We start from the raw sequence: 13436 nt of genomic DNA, 5'->3' as shown, positions 1-13436 counted from the left end.
TTACTTCGTTATTTTGAATATGTGAAATGGTAATGTTGGGTGCAGTTCTACATAGTTCCATTCGTCATGCCAATTGTATGAGCTCGACGTTACTAAATCTTCTAATTGCACACGTTGTCCATGATGCACATCTAATTCTGCCATTGGTAATTGTACACTTCCACTTTGAGAATAATATTGGTCTAAACTGATGATAATCAACAACTCATTGGTTTTATCTTCATTCCATTTGTAGAATGCTAACAGATTATCATTATGAACATCGCAGAATTTAATATTGTTAGTTTGCTGTAAGGCTTCGTTTTGATGACGAATATTATTTAGCTTGGTAATCAATAATGTTAGCTTATTTTCTATAAACCAATCGTAGTGTTTTACTTCGAACTTCTCAGACATGTAATATTCCTCTTTACCAGGAATAGCTTCATCTATCTGCTGCTCAAAAACAGGTCCGTAAATACCAATACTCGAACTTAAAGTTGCTGCTAAAGCATATCGTTGTATGTACTTTGACTCATTAGCGCCTTGTAAATGATAAGGATTAATATCTGGCGTGTTTGGCCAGAAGTTAGGTTGCATATATTCGCGCTGGTCAGTTTGGGTTAAATCATTCATATACTCAATCAACTCATGCTTAGAGTTTCTCCAAGTAAAGTATGTATATGACTGCGAATAACCTTGCTTAGCCAATTGCTGCATTACTTTTGGCTTTGTAAATGCTTCTGCTAAGAAAATAACATCTGGATGCTTTTTCTTTACCTCTGTCATTACCCAATTCCAGAAATAATACGGTTTTGTGTGTGGATTATCTACTCTAAATACATTAACACCACAATCTACCCAATACAATAAGGTATTTAAACACTCTTTCCAAAGGTTTTTATAGTCCTTGCTTTCCCAATAAATTGGTAAGATATCTTGATATTTTTTTGGTGGATTCTCGGCGTACTGCACTGTTCCGTCTGGTCTCCATTTAAACCAATCTGGATGGTCTTTAACCCATGGATGGTCTGGAGCAGCTTGCAAGGCATAATCCATGGCAACTTCAATACCTAAATCTTTAGCTTTTTGTACTAACTCTTTAAAATCTTCAACCGTACCTAGTTTTGGGTGAATGTCTTTGTGTCCGCCTTCTGGTGAACCTATTCCCCAAGCAGAACCACAATCGTCTTCAAAAGCTTCAGTGGTATTGTTTTTTCCTTTTCTATTAACGTAACCTATTGGATGTACAGGTGGAAAATATAAGGTATCAAAGCCCATTTGAGCGACTCTTGGTAACAAACGCTCGCAATCTTTAAATGTGCCATGTTTTCCTTTTTCTTCTGAAGCAGAACGCGGAAAGAACTCATACCAAGTACTAAATCTTGCTTTCTTTCTATCTACATATACTTGAAGCTCTTTAGTTTCATTTGCCAAATGCTTTTCTGGGTATTTAACAAATAAATCATGAAGTTCTGCGCTAATGGCTTCTTTTATTGCTGCATCATATTTTGCTTCGTCTCTAAAAGCGTCAATACAATAGTTTAAATAATCTTTTTCTTCTTTAGATGCTTTCTTCAGAATTGGTTCTAGATATAATGCACCTTCAAGCAATTCTGAATTGACATGTTGGTTATCATCAATCTTTCTTTCTATACCATGCTGCCAGTTTAAACCATCATCTACCCAACCTTGCACTTTATAGCTATAAAAACCTTGCTTTTCAACTACAAATGAAGTTTTCCACTCGTCATTACCAACATGATGCATTCTAACTTCATTCCATTTTTTAGCTTTTTCATGTTTATATAATACTGAAGCCGCGATAACATCGTGACCATCAACAAGTACGTTAGCGTCAATATTTACAACTTCGTTTACAACTCTCTTAATATAAAATTCACCACCATTAATTTGAGGTGAAACATAATCAATAACTACTCGTTTTTGGTTTAGCATAGTTTTAGTTAATTATTTAAACAGTGCGAAGTTAACATAGAATATCCTCATAAAAAAGATTATCTATTTTGAAGAAAACACTACAACGTTTGAATTGGATAACTTTTTAACAATTATGAATTTAGGCAACTATTGTATTATGGTACCTGAAGGAATTACAGCATCTTTTTTAACAACAACAATTCCATCTTTGACCATGTAATTATCAGTTTCTACATCTGCTAAATGCGGTCCACCATTAATACGCACATCGTCACCGATACGACAGTTTTTATCTAAAATGACGTTTTTAATAAAACAACGTTCACCAATACCTGTAAAAATCTTTATGTTATTATTTTCAACTTCTTCTAAGGATTCATATCTATCGGAGCCCATCATGTAACATTTAATAACAGTAGATTCTGCACCAATACGAGAACGAATGCCAATAACTGAACGCTCAATTTTTGCAGCATGTACAATACAACCTTCCGCAATAACAGTTCTGTCTAATAAGGTGCCTGATATTTTAGATGTTGGTAAAATCCTTGCATTAGTGTAAATACGTCTATTATTGTCAAACAAATTAAACTTTGGTATTTCATCAGTTAGTCCAAGATTGGCTTCAAAGAAACTATCTATATTTCCTATATCTGTCCAATAACCTTCAAATTGGTAGCTTAAAGTTTTATGATTTTTAATAGCGTCTGGAATGATTTCTTTGCCAAAGTCTATCTTATCTGGTTCTTCCATCAATTCTACTAACAAATCTCTATTGAAGATATAGATACCCATTGACGCTAAATAATGACGACCTTCTTTTACCATGTCTTCACTCACTGGAGATGTCCAGTCTTGTAATAGTGAAGCTTCAGGTTTTTCAATAAACGATGAAATAAAATTTTCTTTATCTGTTTTTAAAATCCCAAAGGCTGTGGCTTCTTTTGCATTGACAGGTTGTGTAGCAATTGAAATTTCAGCACCACTCTTCTCATGCGCTTCAATCATTTCGTTAAAATCCATTTGATACAACTGGTCACCAGATAAAATTAATGCATATTCAAAATCGTGCTGTAAAAAATGGTGCATACTTTGTCTTACTGCATCTGCTGTACCTTGAAACCACTTATCACTATGAATGGTCTGCTCCGCTGCCAACACATCTACAAAAGCCGAACTAAAGAAGCTAAAATGATAGGTGTTTTTAATATGCCTGTTTAGAGAGGCTGAGTTAAACTGTGTTAACACGTACATTCTTTTTATATTTGAATTAATACAGTTAGATATTGGAATGTCTACCAATCTGTATTTACCAGCAATTGGTACTGCTGGCTTAGACCTATCTTTTGTAAGTGGATATAATCTAGATCCTTGTCCTCCTCCTAAGATGATACTTAGAACTTTGTCGTTAATCATTTTTAGCTAATTATAGATTTGTAAATATCTTGAGTTTGTTTTGCAATCGCTTTCCAATCAAAAAACTCTTGGACACGTTGTCTTCCATTTTTTGACATTTTTAGTCTTAATGCTTTATCATTAATCACTTTGTTAACACCTTCAGCTAAATCTCTCGAAAACTTATCTGGGTCAACAGGTTCAAAAGGTGCTTCAGTTTGCTGTTCTACTTCTATTAAAAGTCCGGTTTCGCCCTCTACAACAACTTCCTTAATACCACCAACAGCACTTGCAACAACCGCAGTTTCGCATGCCATTGCTTCAATATTAATTATACCAAATGGTTCATAGATTGAAGGACAACAAAATACATCTGCATGAGAATACAACTGAATGACATCTTTTTTATCTAGCATGACATCTATCCAGAAAATATTATCTCTAGTTTCTGTAGCTTTTGCTACAGCAGCTTCCATTTCAGCTGCAATTTCTTTTGTATCTGGTGCGCCCGCACATAACACAATTTGAGTGTCTTTGTCTATGTATTTTATGGCGTTCACTAAATGAATAATTCCTTTTTGGCGTGTTATTCTACCAACAAACAACACATATGGCTTGGTTTTATCAATGCCGTATCTATCTAAAACCTCAGTTTCATTCACAACTACGTATTGATCTAAATCGATGCCATTATAAACCACTTCAATTTTACTCTCATCAACATCAAAATACTTTAAAACATCTTCTTTAGTTTCTTCAGAAACCGCAATAAGACAATCTGCCATTTCAATTGCTGTTTTTTCTATCCACGATGAAGCATCATAACCACGACCAAGTTGTTCGCGTTTCCAAGGCCTTAAAGGTTCTAAAGAATGTGTTGTTAATACAAGTGGTGTACCATAACATAGTTTTGCCATAATGCCAGCAAAATGAGAATACCACGTATGACAATGCACTACATCTGCATCTATGATTTCAGCATTCATACTTAAACCTGTACTTAATGTTTTAAATACAGCTTTTAATTTATCGTCTGCATTATCAAAATTAGAATTTTCAAAAGGGAAACCTTTAACTCTAAGATTGTCTTCATTTACATCTTGGTCGCCAAAAGCCCTAACTTCAATATTCATTAATTTAGAAAGTTCAGCTGCTAAATACTCTACATGCACTCCTGCACCGCCATAGACATAAGGTGGAAATTCTCTTGTAAAAAATAATGCTTTCATATAAATCAGTAATAGCTAAATAGTTCCGTTAAGTATTGTAAAATATTGACTCGGAGCATGAAGATAGCTAAAAAAACTATAATCCTAAACATAAAAATAATGTATAACAATTTCGTAAGGTTTTGTTCATAATTACTATTCAAACCTTAATCAAAATTTGTATTTTTAACTTATGAAAAAGATTTTATTACTTACGTTAATTAGTGTAGTGTTTGGTTGCAATTCTAATGCGCAAAAAGAACAAACAAAAGCACAAGATTCTTTTCCGGTGACAAAAACTGAAAAAGAATGGAAAGAACAACTTTCCGACAAACAATATTATGTTTTAAGAAAAGCAGGAACAGAACGTGCTTTTACCGGCGAATATTGGGACAACAAAAAGAAAGGAACCTATTATTCTGCAGCGACAGGTCAACCCCTTTTTAGCTCAGAACATAAGTATAGATCTGGTACAGGTTGGCCGAGTTTTTATAAACCAATAAGTGAAGACGCTGTCATTGAGGTAGCAGATAGAAGCCACGGTATGGCGAGAACTGAAGTTATAGATAGTGGAAGTGGCTCTCATCTAGGCCATGTTTTTAATGATGGGCCAGAACCAACAGGATTGAGATATTGTATGAATTCTGCATCTCTTATTTTTGTTGCTGAAGGTGAAGAACTACCAGAAATTGTTAAAAAATGGAATAAAAAAAACGACAATAAAATTGTTACTGATGACTAGTTCATTTTAAACTTAGGCATTATAAACCACAAATATATTTCGCGTGAATTTATAATGCCGTATTTCACTATAATTAAAAACAAATGACAAACTCTTACCTAGATAGTGTTATAAAGCAATTTGAATATTACAAAAGCCTTGGTGATAAAACGATACATCTATTAAATATTGATGAATTAAAAAAAGAGTTTAGTAATGATTCTAACTCCATTTCAATAATAGTTAAACACATGGCAGGAAATATGCTAAGTCGATGGACAAACTTTTTAACTGAAGATGGTGAAAAGGAATGGCGCCATAGAGATGAAGAATTTATTGAGTCATTTGAAACAAAAGAAGAACTATTGGAGTATTGGCAAAAAGGATGGGATTGTCTTTTTAATGCATTACAACCACTTCATTCTAATCAATTAGAAGACATAATTTATATAAGGAATCAAGGTCACACAATTACAGAAGGCATCAACAGACAAATGATGCACTATGCGTATCATGTTGGTCAAATTACTTTTATTGGTAAACTTATCAAAGGTGAAAGATGGCAATCCTTATCAATACCCAAAGGTAAATCCTCAGAATATAATTCTGATAAATTTAATCAAGTCAAACAAAGAAAGCATTTTACCGAGGACATGTAATTAAACAAAGACCTTTAACAATTTAGATCCAAACTATTAATAACAAATTATAAATTGATTATCTTAACGAGATGGATTCAATCTTATTTCAAAACAAAAAGGTGCTTAAAGTTTATGGTAATACAGATGCCATTACTTTAAAACGAGCTCATTTTAGTTTTTACCTTATTATTTTTGGTTTTTTTGCGTCTGCTGCTGCCTTGATAAGTACAATTTTTCAGAGTTATAGTTTACCCAATTTTGATATTCAGCTTCCAATTATTCTTAGTATTTTACTAATCAATGTTGTCTTCATAATTACCCTCTTTTATTTTTTAAAAGGAAATCTTTTAATAGCAGGTAATCTAGTTTTTTATGGATGTACTTCTATACTTTGGGGAACCATTTTGATTGGTGGTACTGTACCACTATCTAGACTTAATACTTACTTCTTTATTTTAATATCCTTAACACTTTTACCGTTAATTATTGAAACGAAAAAGAAGATTTTTCTTTTTTGGTTTTTTAATATCGTAATGCTTTGTTTGCTTTATGTAAAAATATACTTTTTTGAAAGTGACCTAATGGATCCAGTACTTCTTTACGACACCTTTATTGATGCTTTTTTATCTATGACCTTTGGGTCTTTAGCGATGTATGCTGTTTATACCTTAAACGAAATGGCCTTAGATTCTTCAGCGAAAGAAATAGCAAAAAGAGAGGAAATTGCTGAGGAATTAAGATTTCATAAATCTAATTTAGAAGTTCTTATTGAAGAACAAACCATAGATCTTAAAAATGCTTTTTCTGATATTAAAAAAGGGAATAACGAATTGAGGTTAAAAAATATCGAATTAGAAAATACATTAATCAATTTAAAAAATACTCAAGCACGCTTAGTTCAAAGTGATAAAATGGCATCTTTAGGTGTCTTAACTGCTGGTGTAGCCCACGAAATAAATAATCCACTGAACTATATTAACGGAGCCTATTTAGGACTTGAAGATTATTTTAAAAACAAAGACAATCAAAATGAAGCTGAAATTGAGTTTTTGCTAGAAAGTATTAAAACAGGACTAGAAAAAACAAAAAATATAGTTGATGGTTTAAATCAATTCAGTAGAACCAATGTTGATAATAACGAGACATGTGATATTCATAGTATTCTTAACAATTGCATTGCGATTTTAAATACGCAAATAAAATACAAAGCAGAAATCACTAAAGAATTTAAAGCTAATCATTTTAACGTAACAGGAAATAACGGTAGGTTTCATCAAGTTTTCCATAATATATTAACTAATGCTCTTGATGCCATTTCAGAAAATGGTGAAATAAAAATCACCACTCAAAATAAAGGTGAACAGTTAGTTATTAAGATTACTGATAATGGACATGGCATAAAAAAAGAGCAAATCGATAAAATTACAGATCCATTTTTCACAACAAAACCACCAGGTAAAGGTACTGGACTTGGATTAAGCATTTCATACTCAATAATCAATGATTTGAAAGGAACTATTCAATTTAAATCTAAAGAATTCCAAGGAACAACTGTTACTATTAAACTACCTATCTCTATTGTTAGCAGTTAAATTATTAAGTTTGAGGCAGCCGAACACATAGTTTTCCTCTTAAGAAAATTTGAATTTTTCTCTAAAAACTAGTATCTTAACTTCCTATGCGTCAATCTATTTTTAGTAAAAAAAAGATACTTAAACTCTACCCCAAAGGGGACGAAATTACTCAACGCCGTGCCTGTTTTATATATTACCTTGTAATTGTAGGATTAATAGGTACTTTAATCGCGCTACTAAGCACATTATATCAATCATATATTTTGCCAGACATAGATTATCAATTACCAATTCTTATTTGCATTGGTTTGATTCATGCTGTGTTTTGGACATCACTCTTTTGCTTATATAAAAAGCGCTTAAAATTAACTGGTAACATCATCTTTTATGGTGGATCCTCAATATTATGGGGCATAATATTTCTTGGTGCTACAATACCGTCTTTGTCAAGGCTAAATACCTTTTTTTACATGCTTACAGCATTAACAATGCTACCATTGATAATTCAAAATAAAAACAAAGTATTTTATTTCTGGATAATCAATATATTAATGTTGGTTTTACTTTTTGCTAAAATCACGCTCTTAGAATATAGTAATATAAAGGCTGATTTGCTGTTTGACACCTTTTTTGATGCATTTTTATCTTTATCCTTTGCTTCAGTTGCAGTTTATGCAGTTTTTGATATTAATGATTTAGCGGTAAAAAGTGCATTTAAAGAGGTTAGAAAAAGAGAGGAAATAGCAATAGAGCTTGAATCTCATAAGGAAAATCTTGAGAAATTAGTAGAGCAGCAAACTCAAAATCTAAAAAGTGCATATTTAGACCTAAAGAACACTAATTCTATGCTGAGCGAGCAAAATGAAATCATTAACAGTAAGAATAAAGAACTCGAGGAAACATTAAAAAACCTAAAACAGGCACAAACTAAGCTTGTGCAAACTTATAAGATGGCTTCTTTAGGTGTTTTAACTGCCGGAATTGCGCACGAAATCAACAATCCTTTAAACTACATAAAAGGTGCTTACGTCGGACTTAATGATTATTACAGTAATAATAACCTAAAAAATGAGGACATCACTTTTTTATTAGAAAGTATTAAAGTTGGATTGGATAAAACTAAAAATATTGTTGACGGACTGAATCAATTCAGCAGAACTAATGAAAGCTTTGATGAAATGTGTAATATCCATAATATCATTGATAATTGCTTGACCATACTAAGTAATCAATACAAGTATAAGGTAGATATTTCTAAAGCCTACAAAGCAACAGACTTCAAAATATTGGGAAACAATGGAAGACTGCATCAAGTCTTTAATAATATTTTGAGAAATGCCATACAAGCAATTGATGAAAGTGGCATTATTAATATTTCAACCATTAATGAAGATGGATTTATTGTAATTAATATAGAAGATAATGGTCAAGGCATTAGCAAAAAGAACCTCGAGCTAATTACTGACCCTTTTTTTACAACTAAAGACCCTGGTGAAGGAACTGGTCTTGGTTTATCAATTTCATATTCAATAGTGCAAGAACACAACGGATTTCTTACCTTTGATTCTGAATTACAAAAAGGCACTACTGTTACTTTAAAATTTCCTAATTCTAACTAACCGATTAATCATGAAAGAAAAGGTAAAAGTACTCTACATAGACGACGAAACACTTAATAGAAGAATTTTTGAGTTTAATTTTAGAGACTACTTCGATATAAGATTTGCTGAAGATGGTATAGATGGATTAGATAAACTAAAAGAATTTTCAGATGTTACCCACATCATAAGTGACTATAGAATGCCAAAAATGAGTGGTTTAGAATTTATAAATGAAGCGAAAAGTCTTTATCCAGATAAGTTATTCTATTTATTATCAGGGTTTGATATCACTGCAGAGATAAGAGAAGCTATAGATAACAAAACCATTTCAAAGTATTTTCAGAAACCATACAATAGGGAGGATATAAAATCCACGATATTAAGCTAATAATGGGGCCTGCAAAAAATTTGAATTAATGTGATAAAATTAAAGTCACAAATGTCTTATATTTTTTATAAATCCATTTTGGTTTCGTAAATTCGTACCCTCAAAATTCAGACAAAAATTTTCCCATGAGTAAATATGATATAATTGTACTTGGAAGTGGTCCAGGTGGATATGTTACAGCAATTAGAGCCTCCCAATTAGGCTTTAAAACGGCAATTGTAGAAAAAGAAAGTTTAGGTGGTGTTTGCCTAAATTGGGGTTGTATCCCAACTAAAGCTTTATTAAAATCTGCTCAGGTTTTTGAATATCTTAAACACGCAAGTGACTATGGACTTAAAGTTAAGGATGCCGAGCATGACTTTGATGCAGTTGTAAAACGTAGCCGAGGTGTTGCTGACGGAATGAGTAATGGTGTCAAATTCTTAATGAAAAAAAATAAGATTGATGTTATTGAAGGATACGGTAAAATAAAGCCAGGAAAAAAAGTAGATGTTGAAGGAACTGAATACTCTGCCGATCATATTATAATTGCAACTGGTGCACGCTCACGAGAATTACCAAGCTTACCACAAGATGGAAAAAAAGTCATTGGTTATAGAAAAGCCATGACACTAGAAAAGCAACCTAAGAAGATGATTGTTGTAGGTTCTGGTGCTATTGGTGTAGAATTTGCTTATTTCTACAATTCGATGGGTACAGAAGTTACAATCGTAGAATATATGCCAAAAATTGTACCGGTTGAGGATGATGAAGTTTCTAAACAATTAGAGCGTAGTTTTAAGAAGTCTGGTATAAAAATTAAAACTTCAGCTGAAGTAACTTCAGTTGATACATCAGGAACTGGTGTAAAAGCTACAGTAAAAACCAAGAAAGGTGAAGAAATTTTAGAAGCAGATATTGTATTATCTGCAGTAGGTATAAAATCTAACATCGAAAATATTGGTTTAGAAGATGTAGGCATTGCCGTAGATAGAGACAAAATTTTAGTGAACGATTATTACCAAACTAATATTCCAGGCTATTATGCTATTGGTGATGTAACACCTGGTCAAGCTTTAGCTCACGTTGCTTCTGCTGAAGGCATCCTTTGTGTAGAAAAAATAGCTGGTATGCATGTAGAGGCCTTAGATTATGGAAACATTCCAGGATGTACATATTGTTCACCGGAAGTTGCTAGTGTAGGTTTAACTGAAGCTCAAGCAAAAGACCAAGGCTATGATATTAAAGTTGGTAAATTCCCATTCTCAGCATCAGGTAAAGCAAGCGCTGGTGGTAACAAAGATGGATTTGTTAAAGTAATTTTTGATGCTAAATATGGTGAATGGTTAGGTTGCCATATGATTGGTGCAGGTGTTACTGACATGATTGCTGAAGCTGTTTTAGGCCGTAAATTAGAGACTACAGGTCATGAAGTATTAAAAGCAGTACATCCTCATCCTACAATGAGCGAAGCCGTAATGGAAGCTGTTGCAGATGCGTATGATGAAGTGATTCATCTATAAATAGATAACTAAATTGAATAAAAAGCGCTTTACTTAATAAAGCGCTTTTTTTATAATCTATATCCCAATCCTATGAATAATATATTGGGTGATAGCTCTTCCAACCCAAAGGTATATTTCATATGCACATTGAGATCTGGACTAAAATCATATTCAAAACTCAAATCTGCACGCACCTTAAAATTATTCGCAAACAAATCAAAGAAGTAGTTTAAACTTGGTCCTACAAGTACATGAAAAGTATCTGTAGCATCGTATTTTACGTAAATAGGTACGTTTACAAAATTCAACTCACCTACTCCAGCGTATATCAATTCGGGTTGCAGATGAAAATTATTTTCAAATTCAAAAACTGCAAAAATCCCACCATAAACACCAGTTTCAGTATCTGGATTGGTGCCAAAATCTCCTTCTACAACTTTAAAGAAAGTAATATTAAGCCCACCTTTAATTCCAAATTCTTGAGCATTCAAGTTTGTAATCAAAAAAGTGGCAAAAAAAAGAATTAGTAAATGGCGGTATGTTTTCATGGGTTAGTGTTTATCATTAAGTTAAACTAAAAAACAATCACATTTATTGCTTTAAGTTGAATTTTGAACTACTCACACGTTTAGATGAAAAAGTAACTAAAGAAAACTTTCTATAGCTAAAATGTAACTTTGCAAACCAAAACCTAAAATAACACCTTTGGCATTAGGTGATATGTAAGATTGATGTCTAAATGCTTCTCTAGCAAACGTATTAGAAATATGTACTTCAACAACTGGAGTTTCAATTGCTTTAATAGCGTCTCCAATGCCTACTGAAGTATGTGTATAAGCGGCAGCATTTAGTACAATACCATCATAAGAAAATCCAACCTCCTGGATCTTGTTTATAAGCTCTCCTTCAATATTTGATTGAAAATAGTCTATTTGTACGTTTACATATTTTGATTGTATTTTCTCTAAAAAACTATCAAAAGTTTCTCCACCATAAATTTCGGGTTCACGTTTTCCTAATAGATTAAGATTAGGACCGTTGATAATTATGAGTTTCTTCATTTAGTAAAGTTAAAAAAAAAGAGCTAGTTATTAACTAGCTCTTTTTAAGTTTATAATGGAACCTATTATGGTTGAAAAATAACACCTACATTGAAAGCTGAGGTCGCATTAAATAAGCTTATGTTTGCGTCAACTAAGTCAATAAAACCATTATATCCCTGGTAATGTATAAATAACTCAGTACCCTCCGAAATCTCAAATTTATACCCAATACCCAATCCTAAACCTAAATCCAAGGTACTTTCAATTGCATCCTTAATATCTACTTCACCATCAGGATAATCTCCCTTAGCGCTAAGCAATATACCTGCCGTTGGCCCAAAGTTTAAAAACCAATTTCTATTAGATCCAAAATGCCAATTTGCATGGATTGGTATAGTTAAATAATTTAGTTTTTCTATAACATTCGAAGCAATTTCACTTCCTTTAGAATCATAAAACAAACCTGTTCTAAGACTCCATCTATCACTAAAATAGTATTCACCTACAACACCAATATTAAATGCAGTTCGTATTTTATTTGATAGATTCTCTGAACTAGTATAATTTGATAAGTTTAAACCAATTTGGGGGGCAATTGTAAAATCCCCCGAATCTGATTGTGCGTTAGTTATACTTAACCCAAAAACAGTAAAAATTGCTAAAAGAAATAATTTTTTCATTTGTTATATTTTAATTTTTGTTGAGGATTAAAGGTATAAACTTTAAATATAATTTCCTGTATGATATTCACAAAAAAAAGAGATATTTTCAGATCTCTTTAAATTAATAAGCTTTAAATGTTTTAAAGAAAATATTTCTAAAACAAAAAAAGAGCCTTCAAGAGGCTCTTTTTTAAATATTATTGTTTCAGTTATAATTACAAAAATAATGTAAAGCCAATATTAAATTGTAATACTCCTTCATCAGTGAAATCTTCGTTTAAAGAAAGATTGTATCTTAGGCCAGGTTCGATGGCTACATTATCAGCAACAAACCAAGCATATCCTCCTTGTAGACCTAACCATAATGGATTTTGATCTGCATCTTCAATACTTGCACCAGTTACATCGATTCCGATAGGAAACTGAGAATTAACATAGTATTTAGCACCTAAACGATAAGATAATACACTAGCTACAAAATCTTCACTTCCGCCGCCGTATCCTAAACCGGCTTTAATAGCTAAATCATCCATAATGAAGTATCCTCCATCAAAACCTATATTATAGGTAGATTCACCATCAGAAGAAGTAAAATAAACACCTGTTGTACCCAACATAGCGTTACCTGTATTAGCTTCAATTAACAAAGTACCCTCAGAAGTAGCACTACCACCTTCATCCTGAGCATTAATGTTAGCAAAAGTAAAAACTGCTAACGCAGCAAAAAATAATTTTTTCATAATTTTTAAGTTTTAAAATTGATCATAGCAAATTAACACCTTATTTCGCAGAAAAAGAA

13 protein-coding genes are annotated in these 13436 nt (G+C 32.3%); 6 read left to right on the top strand and 7 right to left on the bottom strand.

The features are described 5' to 3' along the window. The 3 genes from HRU50_RS11325 to glgA all read right to left on the bottom strand — a co-directional run bounded on the left by HRU50_RS11325 (window position 1) and on the right by glgA (window position 4544). Window positions 1-1938, bottom strand: coding sequence for an alpha-1,4-glucan--maltose-1-phosphate maltosyltransferase (locus tag HRU50_RS11325; RefSeq protein WP_296351198.1), 1938 nt, complete (start codon window positions 1936-1938; stop codon window positions 1-3). A gap of 129 nt (window positions 1939-2067) precedes the next feature. Further along, on the bottom strand, window positions 2068-3336 hold the full coding sequence (locus HRU50_RS11320; RefSeq protein ID WP_296351197.1) for a glucose-1-phosphate adenylyltransferase: 1269 nt from the start codon (window positions 3334-3336) through the stop codon (window positions 2068-2070). Window positions 3337-3338: 2 nt separating this feature from the next. Then, window positions 3339-4544, bottom strand: a complete 1206-nt coding sequence (glgA, locus tag HRU50_RS11315) for a glycogen synthase (RefSeq protein ID WP_296351196.1) — start codon at window positions 4542-4544, stop codon at window positions 3339-3341. 172 nt (window positions 4545-4716) lie between these two features. Between glgA and msrB the strand changes: the two genes are divergently transcribed. The 6 genes from msrB to lpdA all read left to right on the top strand — a co-directional run bounded on the left by msrB (window position 4717) and on the right by lpdA (window position 10950). Continuing rightward, window positions 4717-5265 carry a peptide-methionine (R)-S-oxide reductase MsrB gene (msrB, locus tag HRU50_RS11310; RefSeq protein ID WP_296351195.1) on the top strand — a complete coding sequence of 183 codons (549 nt, stop codon included), beginning with the start codon at window positions 4717-4719 and terminating at the stop codon, window positions 5263-5265. A gap of 83 nt (window positions 5266-5348) precedes the next feature. Further along, the gene (locus HRU50_RS11305) at window positions 5349-5903 is read left to right on the top strand and encodes a DUF1572 family protein (RefSeq protein ID WP_296351194.1); all 555 of its coding nucleotides are present in this window, start codon (window positions 5349-5351) and stop codon (window positions 5901-5903) included. Between the two features lie 71 nt (window positions 5904-5974). Next, on the top strand, window positions 5975-7477 hold the full coding sequence (locus HRU50_RS11300) for an ATP-binding protein (RefSeq protein ID WP_296351193.1): 1503 nt from the start codon (window positions 5975-5977) through the stop codon (window positions 7475-7477). A 245-nt stretch (window positions 7478-7722) separates the two neighbouring features. Continuing rightward, the gene (locus HRU50_RS11295) at window positions 7723-9078 is read left to right on the top strand and encodes an ATP-binding protein (RefSeq protein ID WP_296351192.1); all 1356 of its coding nucleotides are present in this window, start codon (window positions 7723-7725) and stop codon (window positions 9076-9078) included. Window positions 9079-9088: 10 nt separating this feature from the next. After that, the gene (locus tag HRU50_RS11290) at window positions 9089-9448 is read left to right on the top strand and encodes a response regulator (protein ID WP_296351191.1); all 360 of its coding nucleotides are present in this window, start codon (window positions 9089-9091) and stop codon (window positions 9446-9448) included. Window positions 9449-9573: 125 nt separating this feature from the next. Further along, window positions 9574-10950, top strand: a complete 1377-nt coding sequence (gene lpdA, locus HRU50_RS11285) for a dihydrolipoyl dehydrogenase (protein WP_296351190.1) — start codon at window positions 9574-9576, stop codon at window positions 10948-10950. A 50-nt stretch (window positions 10951-11000) separates the two neighbouring features. Here lpdA and HRU50_RS11280 read toward each other — a convergent pair whose 3' ends face one another. The 4 genes from HRU50_RS11280 to HRU50_RS11265 form a co-directional block, all read right to left on the bottom strand. Then, on the bottom strand, window positions 11001-11480 hold the full coding sequence (locus tag HRU50_RS11280; RefSeq protein ID WP_296351189.1) for a hypothetical protein: 480 nt from the start codon (window positions 11478-11480) through the stop codon (window positions 11001-11003). Between the two features lie 96 nt (window positions 11481-11576). Further along, the gene (gene aroQ, locus HRU50_RS11275) at window positions 11577-11993 is read right to left on the bottom strand and encodes a type II 3-dehydroquinate dehydratase (protein WP_296351188.1); all 417 of its coding nucleotides are present in this window, start codon (window positions 11991-11993) and stop codon (window positions 11577-11579) included. A 65-nt stretch (window positions 11994-12058) separates the two neighbouring features. Next, window positions 12059-12655, bottom strand: a complete 597-nt coding sequence (locus HRU50_RS11270) for a porin family protein (RefSeq protein WP_296351187.1) — start codon at window positions 12653-12655, stop codon at window positions 12059-12061. A gap of 197 nt (window positions 12656-12852) precedes the next feature. Then, the gene (locus HRU50_RS11265) at window positions 12853-13377 is read right to left on the bottom strand and encodes a hypothetical protein (protein ID WP_296351186.1); all 525 of its coding nucleotides are present in this window, start codon (window positions 13375-13377) and stop codon (window positions 12853-12855) included. Between the last annotated feature and the right edge of the window lie 59 nt (window positions 13378-13436).

The organism is Winogradskyella sp. (assembly GCF_013213835.1).
Classification (GTDB): domain Bacteria; phylum Bacteroidota; class Bacteroidia; order Flavobacteriales; family Flavobacteriaceae; genus Winogradskyella.
Note: the sequence above shows the minus strand (reverse complement) of the source record. Positions and strands in the feature narration are given on the sequence as shown.

Excerpts from the sequence above, each read along its gene's own strand:
- HRU50_RS11325 (WP_296351198.1), bottom strand. The coding sequence starts at position 1,938 with ATGCTAAACCAAAAACGAGTAGTTATTGATTATGTTTCACCTCAAATT.
- HRU50_RS11320 (WP_296351197.1), bottom strand. The coding sequence starts at position 3,336 with ATGATTAACGACAAAGTTCTAAGTATCATCTTAGGAGGAGGACAAGGA.
- glgA (WP_296351196.1), bottom strand. The coding sequence starts at position 4,544 with ATGAAAGCATTATTTTTTACAAGAGAATTTCCACCTTATGTCTATGGC.
- msrB (WP_296351195.1), top strand. The coding sequence starts at position 4,717 with ATGAAAAAGATTTTATTACTTACGTTAATTAGTGTAGTGTTTGGTTGC.
- HRU50_RS11305 (WP_296351194.1), top strand. The coding sequence starts at position 5,349 with ATGACAAACTCTTACCTAGATAGTGTTATAAAGCAATTTGAATATTAC.
- HRU50_RS11300 (WP_296351193.1), top strand. The coding sequence starts at position 5,975 with ATGGATTCAATCTTATTTCAAAACAAAAAGGTGCTTAAAGTTTATGGT.
- HRU50_RS11290 (WP_296351191.1), top strand. The coding sequence starts at position 9,089 with ATGAAAGAAAAGGTAAAAGTACTCTACATAGACGACGAAACACTTAAT.
- lpdA (WP_296351190.1), top strand. The coding sequence starts at position 9,574 with ATGAGTAAATATGATATAATTGTACTTGGAAGTGGTCCAGGTGGATAT.
- HRU50_RS11280 (WP_296351189.1), bottom strand. The coding sequence starts at position 11,480 with ATGAAAACATACCGCCATTTACTAATTCTTTTTTTTGCCACTTTTTTG.
- aroQ (WP_296351188.1), bottom strand. The coding sequence starts at position 11,993 with ATGAAGAAACTCATAATTATCAACGGTCCTAATCTTAATCTATTAGGA.
- HRU50_RS11270 (WP_296351187.1), bottom strand. The coding sequence starts at position 12,655 with ATGAAAAAATTATTTCTTTTAGCAATTTTTACTGTTTTTGGGTTAAGT.
- HRU50_RS11265 (WP_296351186.1), bottom strand. The coding sequence starts at position 13,377 with ATGAAAAAATTATTTTTTGCTGCGTTAGCAGTTTTTACTTTTGCTAAC.